Annotated in this window: 14 protein-coding genes; 7 read left to right on the top strand and 7 right to left on the bottom strand. The window is 70.2% G+C overall.

Annotated elements, in window-relative coordinates:
• Position 1: 1 nt before the first annotated feature.
• The 5 genes from ACFWBW_RS04395 to ACFWBW_RS04375 all read left to right on the top strand — a co-directional run bounded on the left by ACFWBW_RS04395 (position 2) and on the right by ACFWBW_RS04375 (position 6247).
• Entirely contained in the window at positions 2-880 is an 879-nt protein-coding gene (locus ACFWBW_RS04395) for a branched-chain amino acid ABC transporter permease (RefSeq protein ID WP_385368258.1), read from the top strand.
• Entirely contained in the window at positions 877-1887 is a 1011-nt protein-coding gene (locus tag ACFWBW_RS04390; RefSeq protein WP_385368256.1) for a branched-chain amino acid ABC transporter permease, read from the top strand. The genes ACFWBW_RS04395 and ACFWBW_RS04390 overlap by 4 nt, the downstream gene beginning before the upstream one ends.
• The gene (locus tag ACFWBW_RS04385) at positions 1884-2657 is read left to right on the top strand and encodes an ABC transporter ATP-binding protein (protein WP_385368254.1); all 774 of its coding nucleotides are present in this window, start codon (positions 1884-1886) and stop codon (positions 2655-2657) included. The genes ACFWBW_RS04390 and ACFWBW_RS04385 overlap by 4 nt, the downstream gene beginning before the upstream one ends.
• On the top strand, positions 2654-3361 hold the full coding sequence (locus ACFWBW_RS04380; RefSeq protein ID WP_385368252.1) for an ABC transporter ATP-binding protein: 708 nt from the start codon (positions 2654-2656) through the stop codon (positions 3359-3361). Before ACFWBW_RS04385 ends, ACFWBW_RS04380 begins: the two co-directional genes overlap by 4 nt.
• A gap of 339 nt (positions 3362-3700) precedes the next feature.
• Positions 3701-6247: an RICIN domain-containing protein gene (locus ACFWBW_RS04375; RefSeq protein WP_385368425.1), complete on the top strand. Its 2547-nt coding sequence runs from the start codon at positions 3701-3703 to the stop codon at positions 6245-6247.
• Positions 6248-6314: 67 nt separating this feature from the next.
• On the opposite strand, the gene ACFWBW_RS04370 is transcribed toward ACFWBW_RS04375, so the two are convergent.
• The 4 genes from ACFWBW_RS04370 to ACFWBW_RS04355 form a co-directional block, all read right to left on the bottom strand.
• Positions 6315-7151, bottom strand: a complete 837-nt coding sequence (locus ACFWBW_RS04370; RefSeq protein ID WP_385368250.1) for a hypothetical protein — start codon at positions 7149-7151, stop codon at positions 6315-6317.
• Positions 7148-7681, bottom strand: a complete 534-nt coding sequence (locus ACFWBW_RS04365) for a SigE family RNA polymerase sigma factor (protein WP_112447285.1) — start codon at positions 7679-7681, stop codon at positions 7148-7150. The genes ACFWBW_RS04370 and ACFWBW_RS04365 overlap by 4 nt, the downstream gene beginning before the upstream one ends.
• Positions 7682-7806: 125 nt before the next feature.
• Positions 7807-8712, bottom strand: a complete 906-nt coding sequence (locus tag ACFWBW_RS04360; RefSeq protein ID WP_385368247.1) for an expansin EXLX1 family cellulose-binding protein — start codon at positions 8710-8712, stop codon at positions 7807-7809.
• A 10-nt stretch (positions 8713-8722) separates the two neighbouring features.
• Positions 8723-9613: a helix-turn-helix transcriptional regulator gene (locus tag ACFWBW_RS04355; RefSeq protein WP_385368423.1), complete on the bottom strand. Its 891-nt coding sequence runs from the start codon at positions 9611-9613 to the stop codon at positions 8723-8725.
• Positions 9614-9771: 158 nt separating this feature from the next.
• Here ACFWBW_RS04355 and ACFWBW_RS04350 point away from each other — a divergent pair, with 158 nt between their 5' ends.
• Together ACFWBW_RS04350 and ACFWBW_RS04345 are read left to right on the top strand one after the other, a co-directional pair.
• Positions 9772-10587 carry a phytanoyl-CoA dioxygenase family protein gene (locus tag ACFWBW_RS04350; RefSeq protein ID WP_385368245.1) on the top strand — a complete coding sequence of 272 codons (816 nt, stop codon included), beginning with the start codon at positions 9772-9774 and terminating at the stop codon, positions 10585-10587.
• Positions 10584-10931, top strand: coding sequence for a hypothetical protein (locus tag ACFWBW_RS04345; protein WP_385368243.1), 348 nt, complete (start codon positions 10584-10586; stop codon positions 10929-10931). Before ACFWBW_RS04350 ends, ACFWBW_RS04345 begins: the two co-directional genes overlap by 4 nt.
• Before the next feature lie 64 nt (positions 10932-10995).
• On the opposite strand, the gene mmsB is transcribed toward ACFWBW_RS04345, so the two are convergent.
• From mmsB to chvE, 3 genes are all read right to left on the bottom strand, one after another.
• Positions 10996-12231, bottom strand: coding sequence for a multiple monosaccharide ABC transporter permease (mmsB, locus tag ACFWBW_RS04340; RefSeq protein ID WP_385368241.1), 1236 nt, complete (start codon positions 12229-12231; stop codon positions 10996-10998).
• 3 nt (positions 12232-12234) lie between these two features.
• Entirely contained in the window at positions 12235-13782 is a 1548-nt protein-coding gene (mmsA, locus tag ACFWBW_RS04335) for a multiple monosaccharide ABC transporter ATP-binding protein (protein WP_385368239.1), read from the bottom strand.
• Positions 13783-13884: 102 nt separating this feature from the next.
• Entirely contained in the window at positions 13885-14979 is a 1095-nt protein-coding gene (chvE, locus tag ACFWBW_RS04330) for a multiple monosaccharide ABC transporter substrate-binding protein (protein ID WP_385368237.1), read from the bottom strand.
• Positions 14980-15126: the final 147 nt, after the last annotated feature.

Here is a 15126-nt window from a genome sequence, read left to right as displayed (position 1 = left end):
CATGTCCGGATGGTTGGACGGCAACTTCGTCAGCGTCATCGACGGGGTCGCCTTCGGTCTGCTGCTGTTCACGATCGCGGTCGGACTCTCCCTGGTGTTCGGCATGATGGACGTGCTCAACCTCGCGCACGGCACGCTCTACCTGGCCGGGGCCTACGTCGCCTACGCCCTGTCCGACGGAACCCTGACGGGTCTCCTCCTCGCCCTGCTGGCGGGCGCCCTGGTGGGCACCGCGGGCGGGGCCGCGCTGACCTTCCTCACCCAGCCCCTGGCCCGCCGCGGGCACCTCGACCAAGCCGTGCTGACGCTCGGCATCACCTTCATCGTGGCCGACCTCCTCTCCGCGGCCTTCGGCGCGGACGTACTGCCCACGGACCCGCCCACGGCCCTGCGCGGGACCGTCGGCCTCCTCGGCCACGCCTATCCCGTCTACCGGTTGGTGTTCATCGCCGTCGCCGCCGGCCTCGCGCTCCTCGTGTACCTCGTCTTCGAGCGCAGCTCGCTCGGAGCCCTCGTACGGGCCACGGTCGCCGACCGGGACATGGTCCGCGCACTCGGTGTCGACATCCGCAAGGTGCTCTACGGAGTCTTCGCGTCAGGCGCCGCCCTGGCAGCCATCGGCGGAGTCCTCGGGGCGCCGATCCTCGGCCCCGGGCCGGGCGTCGACGAGACCGTGCTCGTCCTCTCACTCGTCGTCGTGGTCGTGGGGGGACTCGGATCGGTGCGCGGCGCACTCGCCGGAGCACTCCTGATCGGCCAGGTGCAGACCCTCGGGGTGGCGCTGCTCCCGGAGTACGCCCCCTTCCTCCTCTTCGGGACCATGCTGCTCGTCCTCGTGGTCCGCCCGCACGGCCTCGTCGCATCGGCGGTGCGCGCATGAGCCCGTCCGACAAGGCCGGTACCGCAGAGGCCGGTACCGCGACCGCCGGCACCGCGACACGGCGGCGGCTGTCGGCCACCGCCGTGGCCGGCGCCCTCGCCCTGGCCCCCTTCGTACTCGGCTCGTACGCGATCGGCACCCTCTCGCGGATCCTGGTGTTCGCCCTCCTCGTACTGAGCGTGAACCTTCTCACCGGCCTGACCGGGCTGCCGACCCTCGGCCAGTCCGCCTACTTCGGCGTCGGCGCCTACACGGCGGCGATCGTGGCGACACGCGTCACCGACATCGGGCTGCTCCAACTCCTCATCGCCGCAGGCGTCTCCGCGCTCGTCGCCGTGCCGACCGGATGGCTTGCCGTGAGAGCCCGCGGCGTGGTGTTCCTGATGCTCACGCTGGCCATCGGCGAGATCGTCTACAGCGCCGCCGTCAACTGGAAGTCGCTGACGAACGGTACCGACGGGATGTCCGGCATCCCGCCCGTCGTACCCCTGCCCGGCATGCCCGCCCTGGAGCTGGACGGGCTGGTCTACTTCTACGTCCTGGCCGTGTTCCTGCTGCTCTTCGCGGCGGTCTCCCGTCTGGGCTCGACCTCGTTCGCCCTCGCCCTGCGCGGCATCCGCGACAACGAGCCCCGCATGCGGGCGATCGGCTACCCCACCCAGCGCTACGCCCTGACCGTCTACTGCGGCGCCGGGGCGCTGGCCGGAGCCGCCGGAGCCCTGTGGGTCTCGGTGCAGCGGTTCGTCTCGCCCGGCGACGCCGGCTTCGAGATCGCCGCACTGGCCCTGCTGGCCGTCGTCATCGGAGGCTCCGGCTCGATGCGGGGGGCCTGCGCGGGCGCGGCGCTCGTCTGGCTCACCCGCGACTACCTCGGAAACCTCGAAGCCGTCGCCGGACGCGGTCCCCTGCTGCTCGGACTGCTCTTCGTCGTCGCCGTCTACACGCTGCCCCGAGGACTGGCCGGCGTACGCATCCCGCACAGGCTCACCCGAAAGAGGACGGCGTGACGGACCACGACCACGGTCTACTGGAACTACGCCGGGCATCCCGGCACTTCGGCTCCTTCCGCGCCCTGGACGAGGTCGACCTGACAGTGCGGCGGGGCGCCCGGCACGCGGTGATCGGCCCGAACGGTGCAGGAAAATCCACCCTGTTCGGCCTGATCTCGGGCACCCTGCCGGCCACCGCCGGAAGCATCCTCGTCGACGGGCAGGACGTGACCCGGCTGCCCGTACACCGCCGGGTCGGGCTCGGCGTAGCGGCGACCTTCCAGCACTCCAGTCTCTTCATGCGCGAGACCGTGCTGGAGAACGTACTGCTCGCGGTGGTACGCCGAGCCGCTTCCCGGGGCGCTTCCCGGAGCGTCTCCCGGCGTGCTGCCCGGGTCGCGGCGGTCGCGCAGGCGCACGAACTGCTCGACCGGGTGGGCCTGCCCTCCCGGCACGACCTCCCGGCCGCCGAGCTCTCGCACGGCGAGCGGCGCCAGTTGGAGGTCGCGGTGGCGCTGGGGACCGAACCCCGGCTGCTGCTCCTGGACGAGCCGGCCGCCGGCATGTCGCCGGCGGAGACGGCGCGGCTCACCGAGCTGATCGCGGCCCTGCCGGGGGAGGTGACCGTACTCCTCATCGAGCACGACCTCGACATGGTCTTCGAACTCGCCGACACGGTGACGGTCATGCACCTCGGCAGGCACCTGATGACCGGATCCCCGGACGAGGTGCGTGCCTCCACCGAAGTCCAGACCGCTTACCTGGGCACCATGGAGGTCACCTCGTGAACCCGCTCCTGCGCATCCGCGCGCTGCGCTCCGGCTACGCCGGGGGCGTCGTCCTCAATGGTGTGGACCTGGACCTCGACACGGGCGGAACGGTCGCCCTGCTCGGACGGAACGGAGTCGGGAAGACCACCTTCATATCGACCGTCATGGGCCTCGTCCGCCCCTACGAAGGCAGCGTCCGCCTCGACGGCCGGGAGCTCGCCGGAGCCCGGGTCGACGTGATCGCCCGCGCGGGCGTCGGCGTCGTTCCCCAGGGGCGCAGGGTCTTCGCCCCGCTGACCGTGGACGAACACCTGACGATCGCCTCGCGGCGGCCGGCGCGCGGCCCCTGGACGAGGACCCGCGTCCTGGACCTGCTGCCGCGGCTGGGGGAGCGCCTCGGACACCGCGGTGACGAGCTCTCCGGCGGAGAACAGCAGATGCTCGCGATCGCCCGGGCCCTGCTGGGCAATCCGCGCCTGCTGCTCCTCGACGAGCCGTCCGACGGCCTCGCCCCGTCGATCGTCGCCCAAGTGGGCGAGGTGATCCGCGAGGTGGCCGCGCAGGGCATGTCGGTCGTCCTCGTCGAACAGAACCTGACACTCGCCCTCTCCGTCGCCCGGAACGTGGCAGTCATGCAGAAGGGAGTCATCGTCCACCAGGCACCCACCACGGAACTCGCCTCCCGCCCCGAAGACCTGCGCCGCCTACTGGGCGTCGACTGACCCCGCGGCCGCTTTGAGATGCGTGGTGAAGGCCGACGCCACTGCTTCCGGCCCTGCGGAAGATCGCCCTGGCTTGCTGTCGGTTCGGCGGGCGGCAACCTTTTGCGGAGCTGTGGCGACTGACGGGCGACCCGAAGACGATCACACCCACGGATCGTCCGATCACACCGCCGCACGCTGCTGCACACCGCTGACCAGAACCGGTGTGCGAGGCAGGCTCGGAGCGAGGAGCCCCCCATGAACGAGACGGATCCCACCGCGCACGGTCGCGGTCGGCGCACGCGCGCGGCCGGTGGCGCGCGACGTACGCGTGGACGCCACCGCCGGCGCTGGACGACGATGGGTCTGGCGCTGGGCGTGCCCGGTGTGCTCGGCCCCTACCTGCTGTTCGTGCAGGCCGACTCGGAGGCCGCGACGTTGGATTCCGACGCCTATTACGAGGTGGTGTCCGTGCGCAGCGACAAGGTGCTGGACGTGCCCGGCGCGGACACGTCGGACGGCGCCCGGACACGGCAGCAGAGCCGCGTGGCCGGTGCCGCGAGTCAGCACTGGCGGCTGAGGCCGACGGGGGGCGGCTACTACGAGCTGGAGAACCGCAGCAGCAAGAAGGTCCTCGGTGTGCGGGGTGCCTCCATACAGTCGGCGGCCGCCATCGAGCAGCAGTCCGGCCACGGCGAGGCCGCGCAGCAGTGGAAGATCGAGAAGGCCGGCGGTGCGGCGGTGAAGATCGTCTCGCGGAGCAGCGGCATGGTGCTGGACGTGTGGGGCGGCGCCAGCGGCGACGGCGTGCCGCTCGTCCAGTACGCGGACCATGGCGGCACCAACCAGCGGTGGAAGCTGGTGAAGGCGGGCGGCTCGGGCAGGTACACCTGGCACAACGCGCAGATCGTCGGTGGCGGGTTCGTCACCGGGCTGGTCTTCAACCCCGCCCGCAAGGACCTGCTGTACGCACGGACCGACATCGGCGGCGCCTACCGCTGGGACGCGACCGCCGCCCGCTGGATCTCCTTGACCGACTGGATCGGCGGAGCCGACTGGAACCTGCTGGGGATGGAGAGTCTGGCGACCGACCCGGTCGACCCGAACCGCCTGTACCTCGCGAGCGGCACCTACACCAACGACTGGGCGGGCAACGGCGCGATCCTGCGCTCCAGGGACCAGGGCAGGACGTTCCAGCGCACTGACCTGCCGTTCAAACTGGGCGGCAACGAGGACGGCCGGTCCATGGGCGAGCGGCTGGTGGTGGACCCGTCCGACCACGGCACGCTCTACCTGGGTACCCGCAAGAACGGGCTCTGGCGCAGCACCGACTACGGCGTGACGTGGAGCCAGGTCGGCAGCTTCCCCGTGAAGGACGGTGCGAGCAGCGGCGTCGGCCTCTCCTTCGTGACCTTCGGCCCGTCCGGCAGCCGGACGATCTACGTCGGGGTGGCCGACAAGACCACCTCGCTGTACCGCTCCACCGATGGCGGCAGTACCTGGCAGGCCGTGCCCGGCCGGCCGAAGGGGCAGTTGCCGCAGCACGGTGTGCTGTCCGGCGACGGCTCGCTGTACCTGACGTACACCAACGCGCCGGGCCCGAACGGCGTGACGGCCGGTTCGGTGTGGAAGCACACGCCGTCCACCGGGGGTTGGAAGAACATCTCGCCGTCCAGTGGCGGTTACGGGTTCGCCGGCCTGGCGGTCGATCCGCAGCGTCCGTCCACGGTGATGGTGACCACGCTGGACCGCTGGTGGCCCTCGGACGAGATCTACCGGTCGGCCGACGGCGGCGCCTCCTGGAAGGCGCTCGGCGCGACCTCGGTCCGGGACAGCTCCGCAGCGCCGTACGTGGGCACCGGTATCGGTCACTGGATGGGCGCCCTGGCCATCGACCCCTTCGATTCCGGGCACGTGCTGTACGGCACGGGATCGGGGATGTGGGGCAGCCACGACGTGACCGCGGCGGACAGCGGGCGGGCGACGCACTGGACCATCCCGGCGAAGGGGTTGGAGGAGACCGCGACGCTCGGGCTGATCAAGCCCCCTGGTCTTCCCCTGATCAGTGCGCTCGGCGATGTCAGCGGCTTCCGGCACGAGGACCTCACCAAGGTGCCCGCCAAGGCGTTGTCCGGGCCGCTGTTCACCAACACCACGGGTATCGACTTCGCCCAGTCGAAGCCGCGGTTCATGGTGCGGGTCGGTCTCGGTGGCGAGCAGCACGGCGCCTACTCGGCCGATGGCGGAGTCGGTTGGGTACCGTTCGCCGCACCGCCGGTGCGCGATGCGGGCGGTGGTTCCGTGGCCGTCTCGGCTGACGGCGCCGCCGTGGTGTGGACCCCCGCGGGCCAGGCTCCGTTCCGTTCGGGCAGCCGTGGCTCGGCCTGGACAGCGGTCTCCGGTCTGCCCAAGGACACGGCCGTCGTGGCCGACCGGTCGGCGGCGAACACCTTCTACGCCCTCAGCGGCGGAACCTTGTACGCCAGCACCGACGGCGGGAAGCACTTCACCGCCCGGGCCACCGGTCTGGTCGGCGGGCAGCTCAAGACGGTTCCGGGCATCGCAGGTGACCTGTGGATCGCCGGCGGGGGCAACGGACTCCTGCACTCCACCAACGGGGGGAAGAGCTTCGGCAAGCTCGGCGGCGTGGAGCAGGCGAGCGCCGTCGGCTTCGGCAAGCCGGCCCCGGGCGCCCGGTACCAGGCGCTGTACCTCAGCGGGAAGGTGAAGGGCGTCACCGGGCTGTTCCGTTCAACCGACGGAGGCTCGGTCTGGGTCCGGATCAACGACGACCAGCACCAGTTCGGCGGGATCGCCGTCAACGTCATCAGCGGCGACCCCGACGTGTACGGGCGGGTCTACCTGGGCGCCTACGGCCGTGGCGTGGTGTACGGCGACCTGTCCTGATGCTCCGGGCCCGTGGGCGGGCGGCGGTCCGCGCCGTCCACCCACGGGCCGGCGAAGCGGCACGGCCTCATCGTGCCGGGGTGAAGCCGCCCCAGACCGAGAGGGCGCCGCGGGGACCGCCGGCGTCGACGCGGTAGCCGTCGTGCTCGACCTCGCGTGTGCCGGCGGCGTGGTTGTACTGGCCGGCGAAGACATGCTGTCCGGCCGGTACCGTGCGGCCCGGCTTGAGGATCCAGCGGTAGACCACTGCTCCGCCCTCGTTCTGCACGGTGACGGTGAAATCCTCGGCGGGCAGCGTCCGCCAGTTGCCGGTGTTCTGCACCCCGCCGGTCTGCGTGATGCGCAGTTCCACGGTGAGTGCGGTAAGCGGTTGGGTGGACTTCAGGGTGATGTTGCTCTGCGCCCAGAAGCTGTTGCTGTTCGTGCCCAAGGAGCCGGCCGACGACAGAGGCCCGTCCTGGACGTGCGCGTTGCCCGGCCGGGCCGAGCCCGCGGCGCCTGATGCCGAAGGGCTGGGGCCCGTCGGGGACGAACGGTCCGGCGTGGTCGGGCGGCCGGTGGCGGGCGCCGATGGTGTCGATGGTGTCGGCCGGGGAGTCCCGGACGGCACGGAGGGCGCGGACGGAACGGACGGCGCGGCGGGCGCGACGGGGGTGGCCGAGACATCCGGCCGGGCCGGCGGCGACTGGACGATGGCGGCGACGGCGAAGCCGCCGACCGCCAGAGTGCCGGCCGCGGCCAGGGAAGCGAGTGCGATCCTGGGCCAGGGCCTCGCGCCCGAAGACTCGCGGTGGCGGACGGGGGCACCGGACATGCCGCGTTCCACGCGTGCCAGGATCCGGGCACGGTCGGGCTGGTGGGCCTCGGCGGCCGCGCGCAGCCGCCTGGTGAGTTCCTCGTTCAACGGCTCCTCCTCCCCGCCAACAGTTCCCCGGCTGCTCCTGTGCTGCCCAGCATCCGTTCCAGCTCGGCCATTCCCTTCGAGGTCTGGCTCTTCACCGTACCGACCGATATTCCGAGCGCCAGAGCGGTGTCCTTCTCGGACAGGTCGAAGGCATGCCGCAGGACCACGCACGACCGCTTCCGGAACGGCAACCGGGCGAGAGCGGTCCGCACGTCCACCACGCCGGCCACGTCCGGACCGTGCAACGGCTCCGCACCGCGGGACCAGAACAGGGCGATCCGGCGGCGCTCGCGCACCGTGCTGCGGATCCGCGACCGTGCCAGGTTGGCGACCACGCCACGGGCGTAGGCGAGCGGGTACTCGGCCTGGCGCAACCGGTCCCAGCGCTGCCACAGCGCGAGCAGGGCGTCCGCGGCCAGATCGTCGGCGCCGTCCGCCTCGCCCGTCAGGAGACGGGCGAACCGGGCGAGTTCGGCGTAGTGGCGTTCGAAGAAGTCGTGGAACTCCGCGGACGCGTCATCGAGGACCATGTCCGTTGGTCGTCCCCTCCGCAAAATGTGTGCGCAAACATCCGGGCGGCAGCGTACCAGTGCCCGGTTGGCCGGGGCGCGCCGATGCGGCGTGCCCCGGCTCCGCCCCCCCGCCGCGGTGAATATCAGTGCGCGGCGAACTGGACCCTGGTCGGTTGTGCGACGTTCGGCAGCAGCGAGGTCCCGCCGACCGTCAACTGCTCTCCGTAGATGTCGGTGATCCTTATCGCGCCGCCGCACCCACCGCCGTCGGCGGAGAGGAAGTAGTTGTAGTCGGTACGGGGTAGCTTCCGCCAGCCCTTGCTGGTGCGTACCTCCAGCCGTGCGACCGGATTCCGGTGGTCGATCACCTGGATGCCGCACCAGTGGGCGCTGGACCCGGTCTTGTACCGGAGGGAGAGGGTGTCGGACGTGCGGGGGCTCACCAGGCTCCAGGTGATCGGGATGCGGCCGACCTTGAGCTCGGCCAGTTTCGCGAAGGCCTGTTCGCTGAGGTCCAGTTGTCCGGGCGCGCAGGGGAGCGGGCATTCGTTGGTGATCCGGACCGTGATCGAGGCGCCGTTCGCGGCGCGGACGCGCACGTACGCGCCACAGGCCCTGGACGACTCGTAGTCGGTGGTGTTCATCGCCGCGATCATGAGGTCGTCGCTCGGGCCGAACAGGCAGGCGCCGTTGCCGTCGGCGGCGGCGTAGGCGGTGGCGACGCCCTTGTAGGTGGTACCCGGCCGGATGCGTCCTGCCGACGGTGCCGTGGTGGTGCTGGGGGTGGATGCCGGGTGCGGGGTTGCCTTCGCCGAGGGCTGTGGCGTCGCCGCTGTGGTCGTACTGGCGGTCGCGGTCGGGGTTTCCACGGCACGCGGGCTCTCCGCCGGGGGCGCGGGGCTCGTCGCGGCCGAGGACGTGGTTCCGCCGTGAGTGGCGGCGGGGGCCGCCACGTCGGCTCCGACCTCGGCCTTGGAGCTGGGGAGCATGGCCGTCACCAGGAAGACGAGCACGCCCGCGGCGGTCAGCATCACCACCGTTCCCAGCATCAGTCTGTGCCTACGCCTGCGCTGCCGCGCGGCCTGCCGTGCAGTCTGCATGTCCGTCCGTTCGAAGATCCGAGTCGAGGTGCACTGCCTGGTCGCCGCAGGATGCGAAAAGGTTGCCGCCGGTTCCCACCTGGGCGGCACGGATGCCGCGCGGAGACGCTCCGAGTACACGGTGACAGGCCTTGTTGAACGCCTGTAGGTCGGGAATGCCGACCGATGCGGCGATGGCGGGGACGGAGAGCGTGGTGGCCTGCAGGAAGTGACGCGCCCGCTCCATACGCCGGGCCCGGATGTAGCCGACGACCGTTTCCCCCGTCGCGGCGCGGAAGAGGCGCGTCAGGTGGTTGTGGGAGACGCCGGCTGCCGCCGCGATCTCCGGCACCGTCAGAGGTTGCCCCAGCCGCGCCTCGACGAGGGCCACGGCGGCCGCGACCGCCGGATGAACGGCCTGTGTGTTCCGCTCCCTCGGAGGGGCGAGCTGGGAGACCCGCCACAGGGCGGCCCACACTTCGGCCGCGGCCCGAGCCGGGGTGTTCGGCCACGCGGTCAGCGCCTGCTGCAACTGGACGGTGAGCAGGGCGAGATCGGGACCTGCGTGCTGGACCATCTGAATGCTGCGGGGGGTTCCCTCTGAGCCCAGGCGAAGGTGGACGTAGAGGTGGGGGGAGCGGCCCCGGTAGCGGTACCGGACCTCGGACCCGGGCGGTACGAGGCTGACCCAGCCGGGGCGGATCGCGTGTTCCGTGCCGTTGATCGTCAAGTCGGCTTCGTAGTCGTACAGATGGAGCTGCCACAGGTGCGGCAGTGAGAACACGTCCACGTGGCCGGCAGGCCCGTGCACGCCGATGCCGACGGCGGCGAGAGCGGGCGGCTCGTCGAGGTGGGCGAGGACCGTGTGCATGGTCACGTGTTCTACCACGGGGTCCGCGAGCCGGCTCCAGGATCGCCACTCTCGCCCCTCAGCCGTCGACCCGCGTGCCGGCAGCATGGTGAGAATCAACCAGTGAAGGGTGAGCGTGGCCCACGCGGCGCGTGGCCCCCGGACCTAGCGTGGCCGCCATGGAGAACAGGCAAGAACTGCTCGATTCCGTGCAGATGGCGCGGTTCGTGGCGCGCGGGTCGCTGCGGCTGGACGGGGTGGTCCCGGCGGAGATGAACGCCGAGGGCTTGGCGGTACTGGTCGACGGGGTGCCGTCGGTGCGGTACGGGACGCCGCTGTCCGAGGCTTATGCGAAGGGATCCTTCGCCCGTAGGCTGCTGGAGCTTCCGCAGGTGGCAGGGGCCCTGCACAGCCTCGTGGGCCCGGAGCCGTGGGTGGACCACCACTTCGTGCACACCCGCGAGCCCCACGGCGGCGACGCGCAGCCGCTGCACGGGGATGCCGTCATCGACGTCCGGCCGGACGCCTTCGACGTGCAGCTGATGTACTTTCCGGCGGCGGTGACGCTGGAGATGGGCGGAACACTCACCGTGCCGGGCAGCCACCTCCGCCGGATCAACGAGTCCGACACCGGCCGCTACCAGAACCTGCGCGGCCAGGACCGGCTGGTCTGCACGGCCGGCACGGTGGTGTTTCTGCACCACGGGCTCTGGCACGCGGGCCGACGTAACGACAGCGACGCGACGCGCTACATGTTCAAGATCCGCTTCAATCCCAGGGTGCGTCAACAACGCCTGTGGAACACCTCGGACCTCGACGACCCGCGGGTGGCCGCGGAGCTGGACGCGATGTTCCCGTGGTACGAGATGGCGACCGGTCGGCTGGAGCGGTACAACCGCATCCTGCTGTGGCGGATGCTGACAGGTGACGACGACTTTGACCTCGACCACTGGGTGACCAGGGTGTCCAACCGCCCCAAGGAGGCACGTACATGAGAGCCGAAGCGGTCCTGCACGAGCGGGCGGAAGGTGACGCGCCGGTGCTCCGGCAGCAGGTGCTGGTGCTGTACGCGGCCTCCTCGGCGCTGGACTCCCACGTCGTGGGCTGGTCGCTGTACGACGGCACTGGCCGGACCTCGCCCACCACGGGCGACAGCGACGAGCCGCCGTACGAGTCGGGGGTGGCGGCGCTCCGGGCGGGCTGGCGGCTGATCCAGGCCGCCCAGCTGATCCCGCCGTACCCGGGTCACGAGTACGACGTCTCCTTCCTCAAGCACGAGTTCTTCTTCGAGCGGATCCTCGACGCGCGGGCGGAGCCGTGGGAGGCGGGCTCCCGGTAGACGGGGCACCCCTCCTCCTGCGGGCGGTGGCGCCGAGCCGAGGAGGGGTGGGGGCGGGGTGGGATCAGCCTCCGGCCTTGCGCTTGTTGTAGACGTCGAAGCCGACGGCCGCCAGCAGTACCAGGCCCTTGATCACCTGCTGGTAGTCCGTGCCCACGCCGACCAGCGACATGCCGTTGTTCAGCACGCCCAGCACCAGACCGCCGATGATCGCACCGAGGACGGTGCCCACACCGCCGCTCGCGGAGGCGCCGCCGATGAAGGCGGCGGCGATCGCCTCCAGCTCGAAGTTGATGCCGGCTTGTGGGGTACCGGCATTGAGCCGCGCGGCGAACACCATCCCGGCCAGGGCCGCGAGGACGCCCATGTTCACGAAGGCGAGGAAGACGACCCGCTTGCTCTTCACCCCGGACAGCCTCGCCGCCGCCTCGTTTCCGCCGATGGCGTAGGTGTGCCGGCCGAGGATCGAGTTGCGCATCACGTATCCGAAGCCGACCAGCAGGACGCCGAGGATCAGCAGGACGATCGGCACCCCGTGGTAGCTGGCCAGCAGCAGTGTGAAGGCCACCACGGCCGCGGTGATCGCGCCGAGCTTCACCAGGAACAGACCGGTCGGGAGCGGTTCCAGCCCGTACGAGGCGGCCCGCCGCCGTCCGCGCACCTCCTGCAGGATCGCGACGGCCAGCACCACGAGGCCCAGCAGCAGGGTGAGGTTGTGGTAGTTGGTGTGGGGGCCGACCGCGGGGAGGAAGCCGCTGCTGATGTTCTGGAAGCCGTTGGGGAACGGCGCCACCGACTGGCCCTGCAGGAGGATTTGGGTCCCCCCGCGGAACAGCAGCATGCCGGCCAGCGTGACGATGAATGAGGGGATCCCGAGATAGGCGATCCAGAACCCTTGCCAGGCTCCGGCGAGAGCCCCGATCAGCAGCGCGGCCACCAGCGCCACGGGCCACGGCGCGTGGTGTTTGACCATCATCACCGCCGCGGCCGCCCCGACGAAGGCGGCGAGCGACCCGACCGACAGGTCGATGTGCCCGGCGATGATCACGATCATCATGCCGATGGCCAGGATGAGGATGTAGCCGTTCTGCTGGATCAGATTGGTGATGTTGAGCGGCTGGAGCAGGATGCCGCCCGTCCAGAACTGGAACAACAGCACGATCAGCGCCAGCGCGAGCAGCATCCCGTACTGGCGCAGGTTGCCGCGCAGCGCTCGGGCCAGTACGGCACCGGCCGACGGTCGTCGTCCGGTCTCCGGTGTGCGGGGCGTGGTGTCTGGGGTGGTCTGGGTCTGGGCCATGCCTCACACCTGCTTGTCGGGGTATGCCGCGCTCATGGTCATGAGCCGCATGAGGGATTCCTGGGTGGCTTCCGCGCGGTTGGCCTCACCGGTGATCCGGCCTTCGGCCATGGTGTAGATCCGGTCGCACAGGCCCAGGAGTTCGGGGAGTTCGGAGGAGATGACGAGCACCGCCTTGCCCTGGGCGGCGAGCTCGGCGATGACCGTGTAGATCTCCGCCTTGGCGCCGATGTCGATGCCCCGGGTGGGCTCGTCGAGGATCAGCACCTCCGGCTCGGCGAAGATCCACTTGCTGAGGACGACCTTCTGCTGGTTGCCGCCGCTGAGTTTGCCGGTCTCCGCGAACACCGAGGGGGCCTTGATGTTCATGCTCCGGCGGAACGATTCGGCGCTCCGGGCCTCCTCGTGCCGGTCGACCCAGCCCCGCCGGGCGACCTTGCCGAGGGCGCTCAGAGAGATGTTCCGGCTGATGTCGTCGCCCAGGTTGAGGCCGAGCTGCTTGCGGTCCTCGGTCACGTACGCGATGCCGTGCCCGATTGCCTCCGGCACCGTCCGGGTACGGATCTCCCGGCCGTCCAGCCGCACCCGGCCGCCGGTCCACCGCCCGTACGAGCGGCCGAAGACGCTCATGGCCAGTTCGGTGCGGCCTGCGCCCATGAGGCCGGCGATGCCGACGATCTCGCCTCGACGGACGTTGAGGGAGACGCCGTCGACCACCTTGCGCCGGTGGTCGATCGGGTGTTGGACGCTCCAGTCCTCGATCTCGAAGGCGACCTCGCCGATCTCGGAGGAGCGCTCGGGGTAGCGGTGTTCCAGGTCGCGGCCGACCATGCCGCGGATGATCCGCTCCTCGGAGATGCCCTCGGGACCGATCGCGATGGTCTCGATGGTCCGCCCGTCGCGCAGGATGGTGACGGCATCGGCGACCCGGGCGATCTCGTTCAGCTTGTGCGAGATGAGGATGCAGGAGATGCCCTGTGCCTTGAGTCCGAGGATCAGGTCGAGCAGCTTGCGGCTGTCCTCGTCGTTCAGAGCGGCCGTCGGCTCGTCCAGGATGAGCAGCTTGACCTTCTTGGCGAGCGCCTTGGCGATCTCGACCAACTGCTGTTTGCCCACGCCGAGATCGGCGATCCTGGTGTGCGGGCTCTCGTCGAGTCCGACCTGCCGGATCAGTGCGGCGGCGTGGGTCAGCGTCTTGTGCCAGCTGATGACGCCCCGGGTGGCGTGCTCGTTGCCGAGGAAGATGTTCTCGGCGATGGACAGGTAGGGCACCAGCGCGAGTTCCTGGTGGATGATCACGATGCCGCGCTGCTCGCTGGCCCGGATGTCCCGGAACCGGCAGGGCTCACCCTCGAAGTGGATCTCGCCCTGGTAGCCGCCGTGGGGGTGGACCCCGCTGAGTACCTTCATCAGCGTGGACTTGCCGGCGCCGTTCTCACCGCAGACGGCGTGCACCTCACCCGCGGTGACGGTGAGGTTGACCTCGGAGAGGGCCTTCACACCGGGAAACGTCTTGCTGATCGACCGCATCTCGAGAACGGGTCGGGCCATGGTTGTGCATCCGTATCGTCGGGGCGGTGCGGCGCCGGGCGGTCCCGCGGGCGTCGCACCGCCGTTTCGTGGTCGCCGGACCCGTCGGTCGGGCTCCGTGGGCTACTTGAGCTGGTCCGCGGTGTACTGGCCGCTGTCCACCAGGACCTTCTGGTAGTTCTCCTTGTCGACGCTGACCGGCTGGAGCAGCTGCGCCGGTACGGTCTTGACGCCATTGTTGTACTGGCCGGTGTCGTTGACCTCGGGCTTGCCGCCCGTCAGCAGCGCGTCGCCCATCTGGACTGCGGACTTGGCCAGTTGGCGGGTGTCCTTGTAGACGGTCTGGGTCTGCTCGCCCGCGATGATCGACTTCACCGAGGCCAGCTCGCCGTCCTGGCCCGTGACGACGGGAATGGGCTGGCCGGCACCGTAGCCGACGCCCTTGAGCGAGGAGATGATGCCGATCGAGATGCCGTCGTACGGCGAGAGCACGGCGTCGACGCGGGCGGCGGTGTACGACTTGCTCAGCAGGTTGTCCATCCGGGACTGGGCGAGGCCGCCGTCCCAGCGCAGCGTGGCGATCTGGTTGAAGGAGGTCTGGCCGCTCTGCACGACCAGCTTCTTGTCGTCGATGTACGGCTTGAGGACGCTCATCGCACCGTTGAAGAAGAACGTGGCGTTGTTGTCGTCCGGCGAGCCGGCGAACAGCTCGATGTTGAACGGGCCCTTGCCGTCCTTGAGGCCGAGCTTGTCGACGATGTAACTGCCCTGGAGGACACCGACCTTGTGGTTGTCGAAGGTCGCGTAGTAGTCGACGTTCCCCGTGCCGCGGATCAGCCGGTCGTAGGAGATGACGGGGATGTGGGCGTCGGCGGCCTTCTGCAGCACGTTGGTGAGCGAGGAACCGTCGATGGCGGCGATCACCAGCAGCCTGGCGCCCTTGGTGATCATGTTCTCCACCTGGGAGACCTGGTTCTCCACGACGTTGTCGCCGTACTGGAGATCGGTCTTGTAACCCTTGGCCTGGAACTCCTTGACCATGTTGTTGCCGTCGTTGATCCAGCGCTCCGACGACTTGGTCGGCATCGCGATGCCGACGAGGCCGCCTTTGGCCTCCCCGCCGCCCCCACCCTCGCCTGCTCCGTTGGCGCTCTGGCCGCAGGCTGCCAGCGACAGCGTCAGACCCAGGGTGACAAGGCCCGCTGAAAGCTTCCGCACAGTTCCTCCAGTGATGTTCCGCGACCGGCACGGTGCGACCCGGTTGGGAGAAGCCGGAAGCGGTCGAGCGGGGCCGGCCGGGAGTCGTCTCCTCGCACTGTGTGAAGTCCGGGTTCGCGGCGGCTCCGGCCTGGCGATACCTGAGTG

This window comes from Streptomyces sp. NPDC059957, from assembly GCF_042730015.1.
Taxonomy (GTDB): Bacteria; Actinomycetota; Actinomycetes; order Streptomycetales; family Streptomycetaceae; genus Streptomyces.
The sequence above is the reverse complement of the archived record's forward strand: the minus strand, read 5'-3'. Positions and strand labels throughout refer to the sequence as shown.